Source organism: Pseudomonas sp. FG36 (assembly GCF_057809275.1).
In genome coordinates this window covers 17,224-33,907 of the sequence record NZ_JBMDJQ010000048.1, presented here as the reverse complement: position 1 = coordinate 33,907, position 16,684 = coordinate 17,224, and the positions used below count along the sequence as shown (strand labels likewise).

Annotated in this window: 14 protein-coding genes and 1 riboswitch; of the genes, 7 read left to right on the top strand and 7 right to left on the bottom strand. The window is 65.3% G+C overall.

Features of this window, described 5'->3' with window-relative positions; all coding sequences use genetic code 11:
- The first annotated feature begins 200 nt into the window (after positions 1-200).
- Positions 201-929, top strand: coding sequence for a DUF899 domain-containing protein (locus ACODS9_RS24640; protein ID WP_489094977.1), 729 nt, complete (start codon positions 201-203; stop codon positions 927-929).
- A 13-nt stretch (positions 930-942) separates the two neighbouring features.
- On the opposite strand, the gene ACODS9_RS24635 is transcribed toward ACODS9_RS24640, so the two are convergent.
- Positions 943-1,824, bottom strand: a complete 882-nt coding sequence (locus ACODS9_RS24635) for a LysR substrate-binding domain-containing protein (RefSeq protein ID WP_489094976.1) — start codon at positions 1,822-1,824, stop codon at positions 943-945.
- A gap of 158 nt (positions 1,825-1,982) precedes the next feature.
- On the opposite strand from ACODS9_RS24635, the gene ACODS9_RS24630 reads away from it, so the two are divergent.
- Positions 1,983-2,645, top strand: coding sequence for an ankyrin repeat domain-containing protein (locus tag ACODS9_RS24630; protein WP_489094975.1), 663 nt, complete (start codon positions 1,983-1,985; stop codon positions 2,643-2,645).
- An 8-nt stretch (positions 2,646-2,653) separates the two neighbouring features.
- Here the strand turns inward: ACODS9_RS24630 and pobA are convergent, their stop codons facing one another.
- A complete protein-coding gene (gene pobA, locus ACODS9_RS24625) occupies positions 2,654-3,841 on the bottom strand; it encodes a 4-hydroxybenzoate 3-monooxygenase (RefSeq protein WP_489094974.1) in 1,188 nt (395 codons plus the stop codon).
- A gap of 171 nt (positions 3,842-4,012) precedes the next feature.
- Between pobA and ACODS9_RS24620 the strand changes: the two genes are divergently transcribed.
- From ACODS9_RS24620 to ACODS9_RS24610, 3 genes are all read left to right on the top strand, one after another.
- On the top strand, positions 4,013-4,885 hold the full coding sequence (locus ACODS9_RS24620; protein WP_401111783.1) for a helix-turn-helix domain-containing protein: 873 nt from the start codon (positions 4,013-4,015) through the stop codon (positions 4,883-4,885).
- Positions 4,886-4,968: 83 nt separating this feature from the next.
- Complete coding sequence (locus ACODS9_RS24615; protein ID WP_023631568.1) at positions 4,969-5,370, top strand: MerR family transcriptional regulator; 402 nt, start codon at positions 4,969-4,971, stop codon at positions 5,368-5,370.
- A gap of 20 nt (positions 5,371-5,390) precedes the next feature.
- Positions 5,391-6,290 (top strand): hydroxymethylglutaryl-CoA lyase, encoded by a 900-nt coding sequence (locus ACODS9_RS24610; RefSeq protein ID WP_401111781.1) that lies wholly within the window; start codon positions 5,391-5,393, stop codon positions 6,288-6,290.
- Positions 6,291-6,828: 538 nt separating this feature from the next.
- Here ACODS9_RS24610 and ACODS9_RS24605 read toward each other — a convergent pair.
- Together ACODS9_RS24605 and ACODS9_RS24600 are read right to left on the bottom strand one after the other, a co-directional pair.
- Entirely contained in the window at positions 6,829-7,359 is a 531-nt protein-coding gene (locus ACODS9_RS24605; protein WP_046855407.1) for an MgtC/SapB family protein, read from the bottom strand.
- A gap of 32 nt (positions 7,360-7,391) precedes the next feature.
- Entirely contained in the window at positions 7,392-10,268 is a 2,877-nt protein-coding gene (locus ACODS9_RS24600) for an HD domain-containing phosphohydrolase (protein WP_489094973.1), read from the bottom strand.
- A 567-nt stretch (positions 10,269-10,835) separates the two neighbouring features.
- On the opposite strand from ACODS9_RS24600, the gene ACODS9_RS24595 reads away from it, so the two are divergent.
- The gene (locus ACODS9_RS24595) at positions 10,836-12,194 is read left to right on the top strand and encodes an 8-oxoguanine deaminase (protein WP_102684998.1); all 1,359 of its coding nucleotides are present in this window, start codon (positions 10,836-10,838) and stop codon (positions 12,192-12,194) included.
- A 5-nt stretch (positions 12,195-12,199) separates the two neighbouring features.
- On the opposite strand, the gene ACODS9_RS24590 is transcribed toward ACODS9_RS24595, so the two are convergent.
- Genes ACODS9_RS24590 through ACODS9_RS24580 form a run of 3 tightly spaced genes read right to left on the bottom strand, consistent with a single transcriptional unit; the run spans position 12,200 to position 15,810 of the window.
- Entirely contained in the window at positions 12,200-13,123 is a 924-nt protein-coding gene (locus ACODS9_RS24590) for an ABC transporter substrate-binding protein (protein ID WP_401111771.1), read from the bottom strand.
- Positions 13,116-13,844 carry a (2Fe-2S) ferredoxin domain-containing protein gene (locus ACODS9_RS24585; protein WP_489094972.1) on the bottom strand — a complete coding sequence of 243 codons (729 nt, stop codon included), beginning with the start codon at positions 13,842-13,844 and terminating at the stop codon, positions 13,116-13,118. Before ACODS9_RS24585 ends, ACODS9_RS24590 begins: the two co-directional genes overlap by 8 nt.
- 10 nt (positions 13,845-13,854) lie before the next feature.
- Positions 13,855-15,810, bottom strand: coding sequence for a TonB-dependent receptor plug domain-containing protein (locus tag ACODS9_RS24580; RefSeq protein WP_489094971.1), 1,956 nt, complete (start codon positions 15,808-15,810; stop codon positions 13,855-13,857).
- 90 nt (positions 15,811-15,900) lie between these two features.
- Positions 15,901-16,104: riboswitch (cobalamin riboswitch) on the bottom strand.
- 143 nt (positions 16,105-16,247) lie between these two features.
- Here ACODS9_RS24580 and ACODS9_RS24575 point away from each other — a divergent pair.
- Entirely contained in the window at positions 16,248-16,637 is a 390-nt protein-coding gene (locus tag ACODS9_RS24575; RefSeq protein WP_038706229.1) for a DUF2946 family protein, read from the top strand.
- Positions 16,638-16,684 lie beyond the last annotated feature (47 nt).

The window sequence follows — 16,684 nt, the reverse complement described above, 5'->3', positions numbered from 1 at the left end:
GAGCAAAAACAGAGCAAAAACAGAGCAAAAACAGAGCAAAAACAGAGCAAAAACAGAGCAAAAACAAGCTGCTTGTGATTGACGGTAAATGCAAACTCCCGGCTCCGGAGCAACCATTCGTCGATAACGGATAAAACCTGTCGAATTACCCAAAGGCCACCCGACTACGGGATGAACCCCCAAAGCGTGGAGTCACGCCCATGAGCCATCCCACTCCCAAACACACCGTGGCAACCCGCAGCCAATGGCTCGCCGCCCGCCACCAGCTCTGGCTGCACGAGAAAGCCTTCACCCATCAACGCGACGAACTTGCCGCCGCCCGCCACGCCCTGCCCTGGGTAGCGGTGGAGCAGGACTACCGTTTCCAGGGCCCGGACGGCGATCTAAGCCTGGGCGAGCTGTTCGCCGGACGCAGCCAGTTGCTGGTCTATCACTTCATGTTCGCCGACAGCTGGAACGAAGGCTGCCCAGGCTGCTCGTTCCTGGCCGACCACTTCGACGGCGCCAACCTGCACCTGGTCCACCACGATGTTTCCCTGGTGGCGGTTTCGCGGGCGCCCTATGCCGAGTTCCAAGCGTTCCGCCGGCGCATGGGCTGGCACTTCCCGTGGTTCTCCTCGCACGGCAGCCGCTTCAACCAGGATTTCGGCGTCACCGTCGCCACCGATGGCAGCGCCCAGTACAACTACGAACCCTACACCGGCGACGAACCGGAGCTGCCCGGGCTCAGCGCGTTCTACCGCGATAGCGACGGCAGCCTGTACCACACCTACTCCACCTATGCCCGCGGGCTGGACATCCTGGTCAACGCGTACAACTTCCTCGACCTCGCGCCCCTCGGGCGCAACGAGGACGGGACGATGGACTGGGTGCGGCATCATGATCGCTATGAAAGTGCGAGTGACAAGCCGCATTGCTGCAAGGAGTGAATTTCCGGTGGGATCAGATCGCCTGCACCGCCAGCAACTCCGTCAAGACCTCGGCCAGTGCCTTGACCATCACATCCGCCGTGGGCCGGTGCACGATGACGATCTCGTAGCTGTCCACCTCCGGCAGCCCCTGCTCGATACCCAGCACCCGGTGCTCGGGCAGCGCCGCCCGCGGCGGCAGCAGGCTGATGCCCATGCCGTCGGCCACCGCCGCCTGGATACCGCTGAGGCTCGAGCTGGTGAAACTGATGCGCCAGCGCCGGCCCATGCCTTCGATCGCGCTGATCATGTCATCGCGGTACAGCCCGCGTGGCGGAAAGGTCACCAAGGGAATCGGGTCGAGATCGAAGGACGGCATGCGCGCGCTGTCGATCCATTGCAGGCGCTCCGGCCAGCAGGCCACGCCCTCGCGGCTGTTGCGCCGCTGCTTGAGCAATACCAGGTCGAGCTCGCCGTTGTCATAGGCCTGGCTGAGATCGCGGCATAGCCCGCTGGTGACTTCCAGCTTGACCTGGGGGTGCTGCCGGCTGAACGCGGACAGCGCATTGGTGGTGCGCCCGCCGACGAAATCCTCCGGCACGCCCAGGCGCACGGTTACCCCGACCATGGCCCCGGCCAACGCCTCGAGCATCTGGTCGTTGAGGGCCAGCATGTGTCGGGCATAACCGAGCAGCGTCTGCCCGGCATCGGTGGGCAGCACATCGCGGTTGCCACGCACCAGCAGGCGGTGGCCGACCATGTCCTCGAGGCGGCGGACCTTCTGGCTGATGGTCGACTGCGTGGAATGCAGACGCGCCGCGGCGGTGGTGAAGCTGCCGCAGTCAGCCACCACGACGATGGCGCGCAGCAGGTCGAGGTCGAACAGGGCCCTATTTGGTTTCACGCTGGCAGACATCTTGATATTCGACTTCTGAATGACAAGCCTGACTTCTACCACGGGTACCGATACCCGGCAACATGCGCAAATACACTGGGATCCATCCAGATTATTCACTTCTGCAACAAACACAAGCCCACTAGCATGAACCCTCGTCCTATCAGGAGCCGACCACCATGCGCCTGCCGTTCACCGCCTTGCTGCTGACCCTGTTCACCAGCCTTGCCAGCCATGCCGAGACCCCCGCCATGAACACTGCGTTGCTCGATGCCGCCCGCCGCGGCGATGCCCCTGCCGTGCGCCAACTGCTCGACCGGGGCGCGCAGGCCGATACCCGCAACGACCAGGGCCAGACCGCGTTGCTGGTGGCCACCCACGCCAATGAAGTGGAAGCCGCCAAGGTGCTGATCGAGGCCGGCGCCGACGTCAACGCCAAGGACAATATCAACGACAGCCCCTACCTGTACGCGGGCGCACGGGGGCTGGACGACATCCTGCTCCTGACCCTGGCCCATGGCGCTGATCTGAAGAGCACCAACCGCTACGGTGGTACCGCGCTGATCCCGGCCGCCGAACGCGGGCATGTGAGCACCGTGCAGTTGCTGATAGCGGCGGGTGTCGATGTGAACCACCTCAACCGCCTGCACTGGACCGCGTTGCTCGAGGCGGTGATCCTTGGCGATGGCGGCTCGCGACATGTGGAAATCGTGCGCCAGTTGCTGGCGGCCGGGGCGGACCCGCTGATTGCCGACAAGGACGGGGTGACCGCGCTGGAGCATGCGCGCCAACGCGGTTATCGCGAGATGGTCGCCTTGCTGGAAAGCCCCAGGCGCCGCTGACGCGCCGGTTATTCCACAGCCTCGAACGGCAGCCCCACATAGTTCTCGGCGATATTCGCCAGCCCCGCCGCCGACCCCAGGTAGTACTCGCGATCGGCCGCCTGCATCTTGCGGTCCCAATCATCCTGGTGTTCGCCGAAGTCATGCAGCAGCTGGGTCATGAACCAACTGAAGCGCTCGCCCTTCCATACCCGCCGCAACGCCATGGGCGAATACTGCGCCAGCAGTTCGGTGCGCCCCTCGCGGTAGACCTTGACCAGGATCCGGTACAGGTAGTTGACGTCCGAGGCTGCCAGGTTCAGGCCCTTGGCGCCGGTGGGCGGCACGATGTGCGCGGCGTCGCCGACCAGGAACAGGCGGCCATGCTGCATCGGCTCGACCACCAGGCTGCGCAGCGGCGCGATGCTTTTCTCCAGCGCAGGCCCAGTCACCAGTTGCTCGGCCACCGCCTGTGGCAGGCGCGCCTTGAGCTCGGTCCAGAAGCGCTCGTCGGACCAGTCCTCGACCCGCTCTTGCAGCGGCACCTGCAGGTAGTAGCGGCTGCGCGTCTGCGAGCGCTGGCTGCACAGCACGAAACCGCGTTCGTGATGGGCGTAGATCAGCTCATGGTTGACCGGCGGGGTATCGGCCAGCAGTCCCAGCCAGCCGAACGGATAGACCCGCTCGTACACCTTCAGCACGCTGGCCGGGATGCTCTGCCTGGCCACACCATGGAAGCCATCGCAGCCGGCGATGTAATCGCACTCGACCCGGTGCTGGCGACCGTCCTTGTCGAACGTCAGGTAAGGCCGCGGCCCCTCGATGTCATGGGGCTGGACATTGCTGGCCGCATAGATGATCGGCGCCCCACTCTGCTCGCGAGCCTGCATCAGGTCGCGGGTGACCTCGGTCTGGCCGTAGACCATCACCGTCTTGCCACCGGTCAGTGCCTTGAGGTCAAGACGCTGGCGATGACCACCGACCAGCACCTCGACCCCTTCATGGACCAACCCTTCGCGATCCATGCGCTGGGCCACGCCGGCTTCACGCAGCAATTCGACCGTGCCCTGTTCGAGCACGCCGGCACGGATGCGCCCCAGCACATAGTCCGGGGTCTGGCGCTCGACGATCAGCGTGTCGATGCCGGCGTTGTGCAGCAGCTGGCCGAGCAGCAGGCCGGACGGGCCGGCGCCGATGATTGCAACCTGAGTCTTCATTGTTGTTGTCTCACGATGACGATGCCGGCTTTGCACTGGCAATGGCCGCGCATCTGCTGTTAGGGTTTGCACCTGTATTTTTACTGCTGAAAAATGTGCAGAACGTGCGAAATACGCTTTGAAAACTGCACTTTCTTGAAATTCGTTCGATTAACGGACAGACCCTACCCCATGCACAGCCCCCTTCCCGGCATCCCGTTGTTCCAGCTGTATGGCGAGCACCGTGCCTGGCCGGATACCGACCTGCTGCACTGCGAGTCGATCCCGGCACGCAGCCGTCTGCACCACTGGGAGATCAAGCCGCACCGGCACGCCGAACTGTTCCAGCTGCTCTATGTGCAGCGCGGCGAGGCACAGGTGGAGATCGAGGGCGAACGCCGGGTGATTCGTGAGGCGGCGATCCAGGTGGTACCGCCGCTGACTGTCCATGGTTTTCGCTTCAGTGCCGATATCCAGGGGCATGTGCTGACGTTCGGCACGGCCTTGGTGGTCGATCTGGAAAAGCGCCTGGGCGCCCCGCTGAGCGTGCTGGCGGCGGCGCGGTGCTACCCGCTGGGCAAGGACCGCGTGCGCCTGCACGGCCTGATCGACACGCTGCAGCAGGAGTACCAGGGCAGCGCCCCGGCCCGCGGCCCCATGCTGCAGGCACTGGTCACCGCGCTGATGGTGTGGATCAACCGCCAGCAAGCCGCCTTGCCAGCGCGCAGCCAGGACGAACGGGACCAGCAGCTGCTCGGACGTTACCTGCGTCTGGTCGAAGCGCATTACCGCGAGCACCTTCCCGTGGACGATTTCGCCGCGCGCCTGGGCATCACCAGCCTGCTGTTGAACCAGCTGTGCCGGGCGCTGGCCGGGCAATCGGCGTTGCAGGTGATCCACCAGCGCCTGCTGCTCGAAGCACGGCGCAATCTTGCCTACACGCGCATGAGCATCGGCCAGTTGTCCGACAGCCTGGGGTTCAGCGACCCGACCTACTTTGCACGGTTCTTCAAACGGCTCGACGGGCAGACGCCCAAGGCCTATCGCAAGTCCGTGAATGCCTGAGCGGGCCTGCGAGCACAGCCCTTGCTTGACGTATACGTCAACCTGGCATTAGGTTACTCGCATTCCCTCCCCCGAGCGCAAGCATGAGCAGCCAGACCTACAGCATCTCCGACCTGTCCCGCGAACTGGACATCACCACCCGCGCCATCCGCTTCTATGAGGAGCAGGGTCTGCTCAGCCCTGAACGACGCGGCCTGGAACGCATCTACTCGGCCCGCGACAAGGTCACGCTCAAACTGATCCTGCGCGGCAAGCGCATCGGTTTCTCGCTGGCCGAATGCCGTGAACTGATCGAACTCTACGACCCCTCCGGCGGCAACCAGAAACAGCTCACCAGCATGCTGGCGAAGATCGCCGAACGCCGCGCCCAGCTCGAACAGCAGATGCTCGACATCCAGCAGATGCACCTGGAGCTGGACACCGCCCAGGAGCGTTGCGAGCAGGCCCTGGCCGCCACCCTGAACCCGCCGCACACCCACCGTTGATCCGCCACAGGAAGCCCGCCATGTCATTGCCCAAGAATGTCCGCCTGGTCGAAGTCGGCCCGCGCGACGGCCTGCAGAACGAAGCCCAGCCCATCAGCGTCGCCGACAAGGTGCGCCTGGTGGACGACCTCACCGACGCCGGGCTCGCCTACATAGAAGTGGGCAGCTTCGTCTCGCCCAAATGGGTCCCGCAAATGGCCGGCTCCGGCGAAGTGTTCGCCGGTATCCGTCAGCGCGAGGGCGTCACCTATGCGGCGCTGGCGCCCAACCTGCGCGGTTTCGAGGATGCCCTGGCAGCCGGGGTGAAGGAAGTGGCGGTGTTCGCGGCGGCGTCCGAAGCCTTCTCCCAGCGCAACATCAATTGCTCGATCAGTGACAGCCTCAAGCGTTTCGAACCGATCATGGAGGCCGCCCGCAGCCAGGGTGTGCGGGTGCGCGGCTATGTCTCCTGCGTGCTCGGCTGCCCCTACGAGGGACGCATCAGCGCCGAGCAGGTGGCACCGGTGGCCAAGGCCCTGCATGACATGGGCTGCTATGAAGTATCGCTGGGCGACACCATCGGCACCGGCACCGCCGGTGACACCCGCCGCCTGTTCGAAGTGGTCTCGGCCCAGGTGCCCCGCGCGCAGCTGGCCGGGCACTTCCACGACACTTATGGCCAGGCGCTGGCCAACGTCTATGCCAGCCTGCTCGAGGGCATCAGCGTGTTCGACAGCTCGGTGGCCGGCCTGGGCGGCTGCCCCTACGCCAAGGGCGCCACCGGTAACGTCGCCAGCGAGGATGTGGTGTACCTGCTGCAAGGGCTGGGCATCGAAACCGGCATTGACCTGGACCGGCTGATCGCCGCGGGCCTGCGCATCAGCGAAGTGCTCGGGCGCGCCACCGGTTCGCGGGTGGCGAAGGCCCGCGGCGCTCGCTGAGTCACACGCTTGTCACACAGGTGTGGGTGGAGTGTTACCGCCTACACGCTGTGCAGAAGAAAATCGGGTAACAGGGAAACAATTCGACAAATTTTCACGTGCCAATCCACTCTGCAAAATCATCAAACCATTGATTTTAAAGGGTTTGTAAAAGTTGGCACGCCACCTGCTATATCTTTAGGCATAACAAGAACAAAAAACGCGATACCCAATAAAAACAACAGTAAACGGCTCTGACATAACAAGAACAACACGGCAGAGGCGTAGCAAGCAGATTTTTTTGGAGTCGACGTGCATTCCAGGGGTTCCGGCCCCGCAACCTGGCAAGAACAATAAAACTACCTCCGAGGTAGCGGCAGTCAAGGTTGGATCACGTTGGATGAACGCAGGTCAGCGCTCAAAAAAATACGTTTGCTCTTGGCCCCGGTTGGGGGCCCCGCAGTGCAGAGACGACAGCCGACAAAAACAACAACAGGCCAGTCTCCAATAATAAGAAAAGAGCAGGCAACAACGCTTATGAGGGGAGCTTCGGCTCCCCTCAGTGCTTCCTGCCCTCCTCCTCCTCGCGCTTGTCCTCATGCTCGCCTTCGACCTTTTCCACCAGCAACGGCATGCTCGCCAGCACCAGCAGCGCCAGCACCGTGCTGACCAGTGCCGTGGCCTCGCGCCCCATGCCGGCGGCCGTGCCGATGGCGGCGGTCATCCATAACCCGGCCGCGGTGGTCAGGCCCTTGACGTGACTGGTGTCGCGGCCATTGCCCTTGAGGATCGTGCCCGCGCCAAGAAAGCCTATCCCGGCGACGATGCCCTGGATCACCCGGCTCAACGCCTGCGCATCCGCCCCGGCCATGCTCGGCGCCAGGACGAACAAGGCCGCGCCCATGGACACCAGCATGTGCGTGCGCACGCCGGCCGACTTGCCCTTGCTCTCGCGCTCGAAACCCAGCACCGCCCCCAGCAAGGCCGCCATCAGCAGGCGGATGAGGATCCGGGATACCTCGCGCGCGTCGGCGACATCGGCGAATTCGGTCTGCAACGCCGCCAGAAAGGCTTGCCAGAATGCTTCCATCGGATGCCTCCAGAGATCCCGCCGAACAGGTCTCAAGGAGTGTAGGTGGATTGCTCTGGCGTGAAACCCTGCAACTGCTCCAACCAGTACGCCACGTCCAGTTCATCGATCTGCTCGGGACGCAGGAAGCGCTCGGCATATTGCCGGTACACCCCGCTACTCAGGAACAAGCGCAGCAACTGGCCGTCGACATGCTTGTCCCGCGCCATGAACACCAGGATCTTCACCGACTCGGACAGGGTCTTCGGCGCCTTGTAGGGCCGGTCCGCCGCGGTCAGCGCCTCGAAGATGTCGGCGATCGCCATCACCCGCTCGGGGATGCTCAACGCCTCCTGGCCGAGCCTGCGCGGGTAGCCGCTGCCGTCCATCTTCTCGTGATGGTTGCCGGCGATTGACGGCACGCGCCTGAGCTGGCGCGGGAACGGCAGCGCGCTGAGCATGATGATGGTCTGCACGATGTGCTCGTTGATCTTGAAGCGCTCTTCATCGTTGAGCGTGCCGCGGCGGATCGACAGGTTGTACAGCTCGCCGTGGTTGCTGGCATGGGCCGGCAGGCGCATGTCGAAACCCCAGTGGTTGCGCGGGTCGTCCTTGGCCACCGGCGGCGTACGATCGCCCCAGGGCACCCGGTGCTCATCGCGGTCGGCAAGCAGGGGCTCGTCCACCGGCAAGGTTGCCGCCGAGGTGTCGGTGAACCGCTCCGCCTCGTCGCGGGAGATGCCCAGGCGGTTGTCGAAGTGCCGCCGCCAGCGGCGCTGGCCGATAGTGCGCAGGCGCTCGATATCGGCCTCCTGCATGAACTCGCCACCGATGTTGGCGTTGGCGACGAAGGCGAACTCCTCCTGCAAGGTTGCCCGGCATGCCTCCAGCGTGCGCCGCAGCGCCGGCTCATCATCGCCGTTGGCCACGCCTTGCCAGTAGGCGACCTCGGCATCGCGCCAGAGCACCTCGAAGCGCATGCGCACCTCGTGGATGCGGTTGTACAAGGTCTCGAGCTTGGTCGCCTTGTCCACCACGTATTCGGGGCTGGTGATCTTGCCGCAGTCGTGCAGCCAGGCGGCCACGCGGAACTCGTAGCGCTCGGCCTCGCTCATGCTGAAATCGGCATAGGGGCCGCTGTCAGCCTGCACGGCCTGGTCCAGGAGCATCTGCGCCAGCTGCGGCACCCGTTCGCAATGGCCGCCGGTATAGGGGCTCTTGGCGTCGATGGCGTCGGCCAGCAACTTGATCATGGCGTCCAGCAGGCGCTGCTGGGCCTCGACCAGCTGGCGGGTCTCGATGGCTACGGCGGCGGCTCCGGACAGTTCCTCGACGAAGCGCTGGAACGGCAGGCCCACGGCCGCGTTCGCATCGGCGAGTTGCAGCACCAGGATGCCGAGCAGCGCCTGGCCGCGGTCATTGAGCACCACCGCCAGGCTGCGCCCTTGCCATGCGAGGGCCTGGGTCACCGCGCTGGCCAGGTCATGCCGCTCGCCTTCAGGCACCGCCAGTTCCTCGGGGTAGTCATGGCCGCGACTGGCGGCGGCCAGGCGCAACCGGGTGTTGTCGTCGTACAGATACACCGCACCGGCGCTGACGCCCGCTGCCGCCACCAGGTGATTGAGCACGCCGTCGAGCATGCCTTCGAGTTGGGTCTCGCGGCTAAGCGTGAGGGTGATCGCCTGGAAGTTGCGGATGGTGCCGGACATGCGGCTCAGCACCCGGCTCAGCTCACGCACTTCGGAGACCCTCGAGACAACGCCCACCTCACGGCTGAAATCGAAACTGGCCAGGCCCTGCACCTGCTCGGTCAGCCGGCGCAACGGACGGCCAATGCGCCGGCCCAGCAGCCCGCCGAGCAACAGCAACACGGCGGCCAGGGCCACTGCCCAGAGCAACTGCTCGAACAGCACCTTGCGCGCGCCGGCCAGCAGTTCGTGGGCCGGCACGGCGATCAGCACCTGCAGGTGCTGTCCGGCCATGGAGGTAAGCGGCACGCGCATGCCGTACCAGGTCTGCCCCTCGACCTGGTAAGGCTGCGGGCTCGCGCCCTGGGGCATGTCGGCGTAGATATGCGCAAGGCTGCCGATGCCCAGCTCGCGGATGCGCGACAGACGCACGCTCTCACCCTCGCGCACGACCACCCGTTGCAGGTCGGGATAGGCCACCACGTTGCCCTGGTCGTCGACCACGGCGATCTCGGTGCCGGCGGTGATGCGCAGGTCACGGCTCTCGCTGGCCAGGTCGTTGACCGAGACATCCATGCCGATCACCGCGGTGCCCTCGGCGCTGCGCTGGGCCATGGTCAGGCCGATCTCGCGGGTGGTAAAGAACACGTAGGGGCGAGTGAGTACGGTCCCGGGCTGCGCGCTGGCTTCGATGAACCAGGGGCGTTGGCGTGGATCGTATTGGTAGTCGGGCTTGCCCTGGCGCTGCAACAGGGTCAGTGCCGGGTCATAGAAGCGCCACTCGCCCTGCATCGCGCCATCGGCGCCCTGGGTGACGGTCTGCACCAGGAACGCCGTGTCCGCCGGTGCCGCGAAGCGCTGCAACAGTTGCGGGTCACGCAAGCGCCGGACCAGCAGGAATTCACCGTTTGGGTAACCGACGTAGGCGGCGCTGAGCATGCGGTTGGCACGCAGGCTCTCGACCAGTTGCGGCAGTTGCTCGAGGCGCTCGGCCAACGTGCTTGACGCCGGGCTGAAGGCCAGCAGGCGAATGCTGCTCTGCACCGGGTCGACCAGGCGCCGGGCGCGCTCGTCGATGGTCCTGCCGACCTGCTGGGCGGCATCGCCGGCGGCGGCCACCAGGGCCTGGCGCACGCCCAGGTAGCCTTGCCAGGCCAGGGCCGCGCCCAGCGCCAGCATGCCCAGCATGATCGCCAATGCCACCAGCCATTGCAGGGAAATGCTCCGGCCACGGTTGTTCATGGCCGTCTACCTCGGGCGAACGCCCGTCCAGCCTGCCCTATCAACACGCAGCCCATCCCAGGTACTCCCCGTGTGGCGATTTCCACAGTGTAATCAGCCCATGCGAACGTGCCGGCCCGAGATATCCGCTGGCAGCGAGACAGCCCGATAGTGGCACGACGCCATATAAGACTGCATGCACTTTTTCGAAGCGGTTGCAGGCCGCGGTTTGTCGAAACAATCCATCGTATACAAAACAAGCGAATTCTGTTTACACTGCCTCGCGCCTACGACAACGGTCATCGCCGTTGCGTATTGCGACAGGCTCAAGCCATGCGACATCCACTGCCGCCCGCCTTCACCGGGCATCCTTCCCGAATGCCACTTGCCGCATTCGTCCTGTCACCGTCTGCCCACCTGCCCGATGCGCCCGCCATGGCGCAGCCTTCGCACGTGCGCGGTGAACCGTTCGCCCCTGTCATCGACGCCCGGTCACGCCGCGGCGCCTGACGGCCCTGGTGCGCCCGGCCCATGCACCAGGCGCCTCTCTACAATCAGAAAACACATCCCAAACGGGAGGGGACACACATGCCCAAGACCCTACTGGTCAAGAACGCCGAACTGCTGGTGACCATGGACGGCGAACGCCGTGAAATCAAACGCGGCGGCCTGTACATCGAAGACAACGTGATCCGCCAGGTCGGCCCCAGTGAAACACTGCCGCAAAACGCCGATGTGATCCTCGACATGACCGGCAAGGTGGTCATCCCGGGCCTGGTCAACACCCACCACCACATGTACCAGAGCCTTACCCGCGTGGTGCCGGCAGCCCAGGACGGCGAGCTGTTCAACTGGCTGACCAACCTCTATCCGATCTGGGCGCGGCTGACCCCGGAGATGATCGCGGTCTCGACCCAGACGGCCATGGCCGAACTGATCCTCTCGGGCTGCACCACCTCCAGCGACCACCTGTACATCTACCCCAACGGCTGCAAGCTCGACGACAGCATCCACGCCGCCGAGGAAATCGGCATGCGCTTCCATGCCGCTCGCGGCAGCATGAGCGTCGGCCGCAGCCAGGGTGGCCTGCCGCCGGACTCGGTGGTGGAAAAGGAAAGCGACATCCTCAAGGAATCCCAGCGTCTGATCGAGGACTACCACGACGCCAGCCATGGCTCGATGCGGCGCGTGGTGGTGGCGCCCTGCTCGCCGTTCTCGGTGAGCCGCGACCTGATGCGCGAAGCGGCGGTCCTGGCCCGCGAGTACGGCGTGTCGCTGCACACCCACCTGGCCGAGAACGTCAACGACATCGCCTACAGCCGCGAGAAGTTCGGCATGACTCCGGCCGAATACGCCGAGGACCTGGGCTGGGTCGGCCACGATGTGTGGCATGCCCACTGCGTGCAACTCGACCAGCACGGCATCGAGCTGTTCGCTCGCACCGGCACCGGGGTCGCCCACTGCCCGTGCTCGAACATGCGCCTGGCCTCAGGCATCGCGCCGATCCGCAAGATGCGCGACCACGGCGTGCCGGTGGGGCTGGGGGTTGATGGTTCGGCATCCAACGACGGCGCCAGCATGATCGGCGAGGTACGCCAGGCCTTGCTGCTGCAACGGGTCGGCTTCGGCCCGGATGCGATGACCGCCCGCGAAGCGCTGGAAATCGCCACCCTGGGTGGTGCCAAGGTACTCAACCGTGACGATATCGGTGCCCTGGCACCGGGCATGGTCGCCGACTTCGTGGCCTTCGACCTCGGCCATGTGGCTTATGCCGGCGCCCTGCACGACCCGCTGGCGGCGCTGGTGTTCTGCACCCCGACCCACGTCGACACCAGTGTGATCAACGGACGTGTGGTGGTTCAGGACGGGCGCATCGCCACCGTCGACTTGCCACGGGTATTGGAGCGTCACAACCAGCTGGCGCGGCAGTTGGTCAGCGGCGAGTAGGCCGGCTATGGAACAGCCATCCCCCTGAGCCACTGCGCCAGTTCCAGGGCCACCCGCCCGCTGGCCGGCGTGGGCATCAGCTGGGTGAACGGGATATCGATCATGCGATTCTCGCGCACCGCCCGCAGACTCGAAAGCACCGGGTCGCGGGTCAGCAGCTGACGCTTGCGGCTGGCCGGCGACCACAGGGCGTCGGCCAGCAGGATCACGTCGGGGTCGCTGCTCAGCAATGCCTCGCGGTTGATCGTCACGCGGTACTGGTCGATCCCGGCAAGCACATTGCGCGCCCCGGCGGCGGCCAGCAACGGCGTGACGAACCCACGTCCGCCCTCGCTGTCCAGCCCCCGCACCTCGCTGTCGAGGTAGAACACCGACAGTGGCTTGCCAGTGGGTGTGATCGCCCTGGCCTGCGCCAGGTCGGTCTCCATCGCCTCGATCAATGCCTGGGCCCTCGCCTGCCTGCCCAACAGCTCGCCGAGCACGGTCAGGTCACGCCGGACATGGCCGTAGTAGTCCAGCGAGTGGCCGTTACAGGCCGACTCGAGCAGGTAGGTGGCAATCCCGTTGCCGGCCAATCTGCTGCGCGAGGTGATCCCATCGCCAAAGGCCGTGGCGAATCCGCCGACCACCAGATCCGGCCTTTGCGCGTACAACACTTCGCTGGCCGGATACTCCCGGGCGATCACCGGCACACCCTGGTAGCGGCCCTGCTTGTAGGCGGCGCCGTTGTCGTCCAGGTAGGCCACCCCGACCATCGACGGCCCCGCGCCGAGGGCGAGCAGCAGGTCGGCCGCGTGCTGGTTGAGGGCGACGATACGCGCAGGCGCCGCAGCGGGCCGTTGCCAGTCCTGCCCGCAGTTGCGATAGCTGTCGGCCAGGGTCGGTGTGCCACAGCACACGGCCAGCGACAGCAGCCAGGCTTTACGCATCGCACGCCCCTCCCTTGATCAACAGTCCTTCGGCGATCCTTCCGCCCTCTAGATGCGTTTCCACCAATTCCTCCACCTCCCGATCATCACGTACCCGATACCAGCAGCCGTCCGGGTGCACCGTCAACACGGGCCCCAGGTTGCAGGGAAACTGGCAATCGGTGCGGGTCAGCAGCACGCCGCCCGGGGTCTCGATCAGGTCACGCTCCAGCAACCGCCGGCGCAGGCGTTTCCACAGCGGCAAGGCGCCGCGCCGCACGCAGCGGGGGCCGGTGCAGAGGAACACCTGGCGGGCATGCTCGGGCACCCGCGACCAGTCCGGGTCACTGGCCACCGCGTTGACCTGGTCACACGCCAGGTGGCGGGCATGTTCGCCGATGCTGGCACAGGCCACTCGCGCATCCAGGCCACGCCGCCCCAGGGCCTGGGCCGTGACCCAGACGCCGGCCCGAGCTTGCGCCAGGCGCCCCAGCTCATCGCGCAGCCAGTCAAGGTAGGCGCTATCCGAGGTGGGTTCCAGGTCCACCACCAGCAGGCGTTCCAAGCCCTGGTCGAGGGCCTCGCGGATCACCGCCCAGAGCCCGTCGAAACCCTCCAGGGTGTCGACGATATCCCGGCCCGCCTCGTGGCCACGCAGGTCGCGAATCTCGGCGCCGAAAGCTTCCGCCGCCGAGCCGCCACCCAGGCCAGGGCCGACGAACAACACGCGCTGGTAGTCCATGCTCACGCCCTCAGAAGGTGTAGGTGTAGCGCAGTTCGCTGGTGAACGGCCGCCCGAGGTTGTCGACGTTGCTCGCCCGACTGGTGACATAGTCGCGGTCGAACAAGTTCTCCACCAGCAGGCTCAGCCGGTGCTGGCGGGCGCCGTCCAGGTAACGGTAGGCATCGGCGTCGACCACCGAATAATGGCCGTAGTCGACGCCTTTGGAGCTGACCACGTCGCGGATGTAGCGAATGGCGCCCCCGGCCCCCCACCTGCGATCCGCCGATTCGTAGCCGAGCCGCGAACGGGCGAAGAAACTCGGCACGTCGTTGATCGTTGCCCCGGTACGCGATTCGGTGAGGTTGCGGGTCATGTCGGCCTGCAGGCTCCATTGATCGTCAAGCTGGATACGCGCATCGGCCTCGAAGCCACGCATCTGTACCTGCCCTTGGCCGTTGACCCACTGGCTGCCGTCCAGGGTGATCAAGTCGGTGATCTTGCGTCGGAACACGGTGACGCTGGCGCTGAATTCACGCTCCAGCAGCAGGCCGTGGTAGTCCAGGCCAAGCTCGGCATTGCGGCTCTTCTCGGGCTTGAGGTCGCGGTTGCCGATCTCGTCGCCAGGCTCGTTGACGAACAACTGCTCGGCATTGGGCAGCTTGTAGGCGCTGCCATACTGGCCGCGCAGTTGCCAGTTGTCGTTCAGGTCGTACAGCGAGGTGAGCATGCCGACGGTGGCGCTGTCGCCGCCGCTCATGGCCTCGTGGCGCAGGCCGAGGCTCGGGTGCCAGTTGGGCAAGGCCTCGATCCTGGGACGCAGTTGGGCGTACAACGCATTGGCCTGGGCCTTGTTGTCGTCGATCACCAGCACGTCGTCCTGGCCCTTGAACCACTGGTTGTCGGAACCGAACACCAGCACGTGGCCGCCGTCGAGTTCGGCCTTGCCCTCGGCCTGCACGCCCCAATCGGTAAAGCCCCAGTAGTCGTTGTGGTTGACCACGTCGCGGGAGCCGTCGGCGCGGTTGTTGATGCGGGTGTAGCGGGTGTCCCAGTCGTTGACGTGGCCCTTGACGAAGTAGCTCAGGCGCTCGCTGATGCGCTGTTCGAAGGTAGCCGTGGCGATCTGCTGCACGCGGTCATTGGTGGTCTTGTAGTTGTTCACCGGTCGGGCGAAATCGAGGTTGGCGTCTGTGTACTGGTAGAACAGCTCCAGCCGCGCATCGTCACCGAAGGCCTGGATCGCCTTGCCGCCGAAGGTGGTCACCTCGTAGCCGCGCTTTTTGTCGCTGACGTTGCCGCTGTAGTCGCGGTTGCGAAACGGCTGGTAACCGTCGGAGACGTTGTGGCTGACATAGGCCAGCAGGCCCAGGTCGCCGAAGCCATTGCTGAAGATCTGCTCGACGCGGGCGTCCTTGCTGCTGCCGGCGAAGCTGTCCAGGCCCAGGTTGACCTCACCTGAAGCCTGACGACGTTGCGGGCTGCGGGTGACGATGTTGATCACTCCCGCCACGGCCTGGGTGCCGAACAACAGGCTCTGGCCGCCCTTGAGCACCTCGATGCGCTCCACCGCGTTGGCCGGCAGTGTGTCCAGGTACAGGCCGCCGTACAGGCGGTTGTTCAGGCGTACACCGTCGAGCAGGATCAGTGTGTCGTCGTTGCGCCCGCCGAGCAGCGAGTAGGTGCCGTAGTCGAATGGGCCGTTCTTCGGCGCTACGTAGAAGCCGGGGATGAACATCTGCATCACCCGGGTGATGTCGGCGCCGGGGCCGGCGCGCTCGATCTGCTCGCGGCTGACGATCTCGACCTTGCTGCCGTACTGGGCCATGGCGGCGACCGTGGTCGACTCCACCGACGGCGCGGCGACGATCTGCTGGTCGAGGATCAGGGGGGTGTTTTCGGCCAGTGCCAGGGGGCTGGCCAGGCAGCCCAGGAACAAGGTCCGGGCCTTGGGGAAACGACGTCGGGAGTGAATCACAGCAATCATGCTCTTCTCGAAAGTGACTTTCGCAGAAGCACGCAGGAGCACGGATCGCACACACGCCAATACCGGCCCATGCCCGCCCACCGCAGGAGTTTGCCTACTACATTCCAGGCCGGTCTCCGGGCTCGCAAGACAAGATGCCTTCACCTTCCCATGACGCGCGGGCCACAGTGGTCTGTCGAAGGCATCACTTGCATACCGTTGCGGGGGCAGCACCGGACTGGCGCGAAGCGCGTACCGGTTTCCCGTTTCACCCCATGCGCGGCGGCATGGGACACCTGAAATCGGTCGGCATCTGAACACCTTGGGGCAAGGTGCGTCAAGCAAAGGCCGGTGAATCGTTTCGCGTGTTTTTTATCTGCCAATCACTCTAGGCAGATGTGTCAAAAGTTGTAGAATCCGCACGCCTAACCTATTCCCGTTCCCTTCGAGCTTTGCCGATGAAGCTGGCCCGCCACACACGATCGCAAGTCGCCTGGGTGCTGTATTTCAGCATCCTGTTCGGCTCGTTGCTGTGCGCCATGGGCCATGGGCAGATGGCCGGGCTGCGCCTGGCCGGCCTCGACGACGCCGCCTGGTGCGCGGCCGACAGCAGCGGCGTGTTCAAGGGCGACCAGGACATCACCGACCCGGTGCTGCCCGCCGGCGGCGACTGCGTGATCGCCAGCCTGTTCAGCGCCATCCTGCTGGCGGTGTTCTTCGGTTTGCTGGCCCTGCTCGCCGGGGAGTCGAGCAAACCCTTACCCAGACAACCCGCGCCGCGCCTGCCCAAGCAGCGCTGGCCACTGGTCAATCCCCGCGCCTCCCCCGCTTCGCTTCTCGCGTTCTGACATCGCCACGCCCTCGAACTGCCTGATCGGCAGCGGGCGTGCGCTCA

Bases quoted from the DNA above. Each gene is read 5' to 3' on its own strand.
- ACODS9_RS24610 (WP_401111781.1), top strand. From the start codon at position 5,391: ATGTCATTGCCCAAGAATGTCCGCCTGGTCGAAGTCGGCCCGCGCGAC.
- ACODS9_RS24620 (WP_401111783.1), top strand. From the start codon at position 4,013: ATGCACAGCCCCCTTCCCGGCATCCCGTTGTTCCAGCTGTATGGCGAG.
- ACODS9_RS24635 (WP_489094976.1), bottom strand. From the start codon at position 1,824: ATGTCTGCCAGCGTGAAACCAAATAGGGCCCTGTTCGACCTCGACCTG.
- pobA (WP_489094974.1), bottom strand. From the start codon at position 3,841: ATGAAGACTCAGGTTGCAATCATCGGCGCCGGCCCGTCCGGCCTGCTG.
- ACODS9_RS24640 (WP_489094977.1), top strand. From the start codon at position 201: ATGAGCCATCCCACTCCCAAACACACCGTGGCAACCCGCAGCCAATGG.
- ACODS9_RS24580 (WP_489094971.1), bottom strand. From the start codon at position 15,810: ATGATTGCTGTGATTCACTCCCGACGTCGTTTCCCCAAGGCCCGGACC.
- ACODS9_RS24600 (WP_489094973.1), bottom strand. From the start codon at position 10,268: ATGAACAACCGTGGCCGGAGCATTTCCCTGCAATGGCTGGTGGCATTG.
- ACODS9_RS24585 (WP_489094972.1), bottom strand. From the start codon at position 13,844: ATGGACTACCAGCGCGTGTTGTTCGTCGGCCCTGGCCTGGGTGGCGGC.
- ACODS9_RS24590 (WP_401111771.1), bottom strand. From the start codon at position 13,123: ATGCGTAAAGCCTGGCTGCTGTCGCTGGCCGTGTGCTGTGGCACACCG.
- ACODS9_RS24575 (WP_038706229.1), top strand. From the start codon at position 16,248: ATGAAGCTGGCCCGCCACACACGATCGCAAGTCGCCTGGGTGCTGTAT.
- ACODS9_RS24615 (WP_023631568.1), top strand. From the start codon at position 4,969: ATGAGCAGCCAGACCTACAGCATCTCCGACCTGTCCCGCGAACTGGAC.
- ACODS9_RS24595 (WP_102684998.1), top strand. From the start codon at position 10,836: ATGCCCAAGACCCTACTGGTCAAGAACGCCGAACTGCTGGTGACCATG.
- ACODS9_RS24605 (WP_046855407.1), bottom strand. From the start codon at position 7,359: ATGGAAGCATTCTGGCAAGCCTTTCTGGCGGCGTTGCAGACCGAATTC.
- ACODS9_RS24630 (WP_489094975.1), top strand. From the start codon at position 1,983: ATGCGCCTGCCGTTCACCGCCTTGCTGCTGACCCTGTTCACCAGCCTT.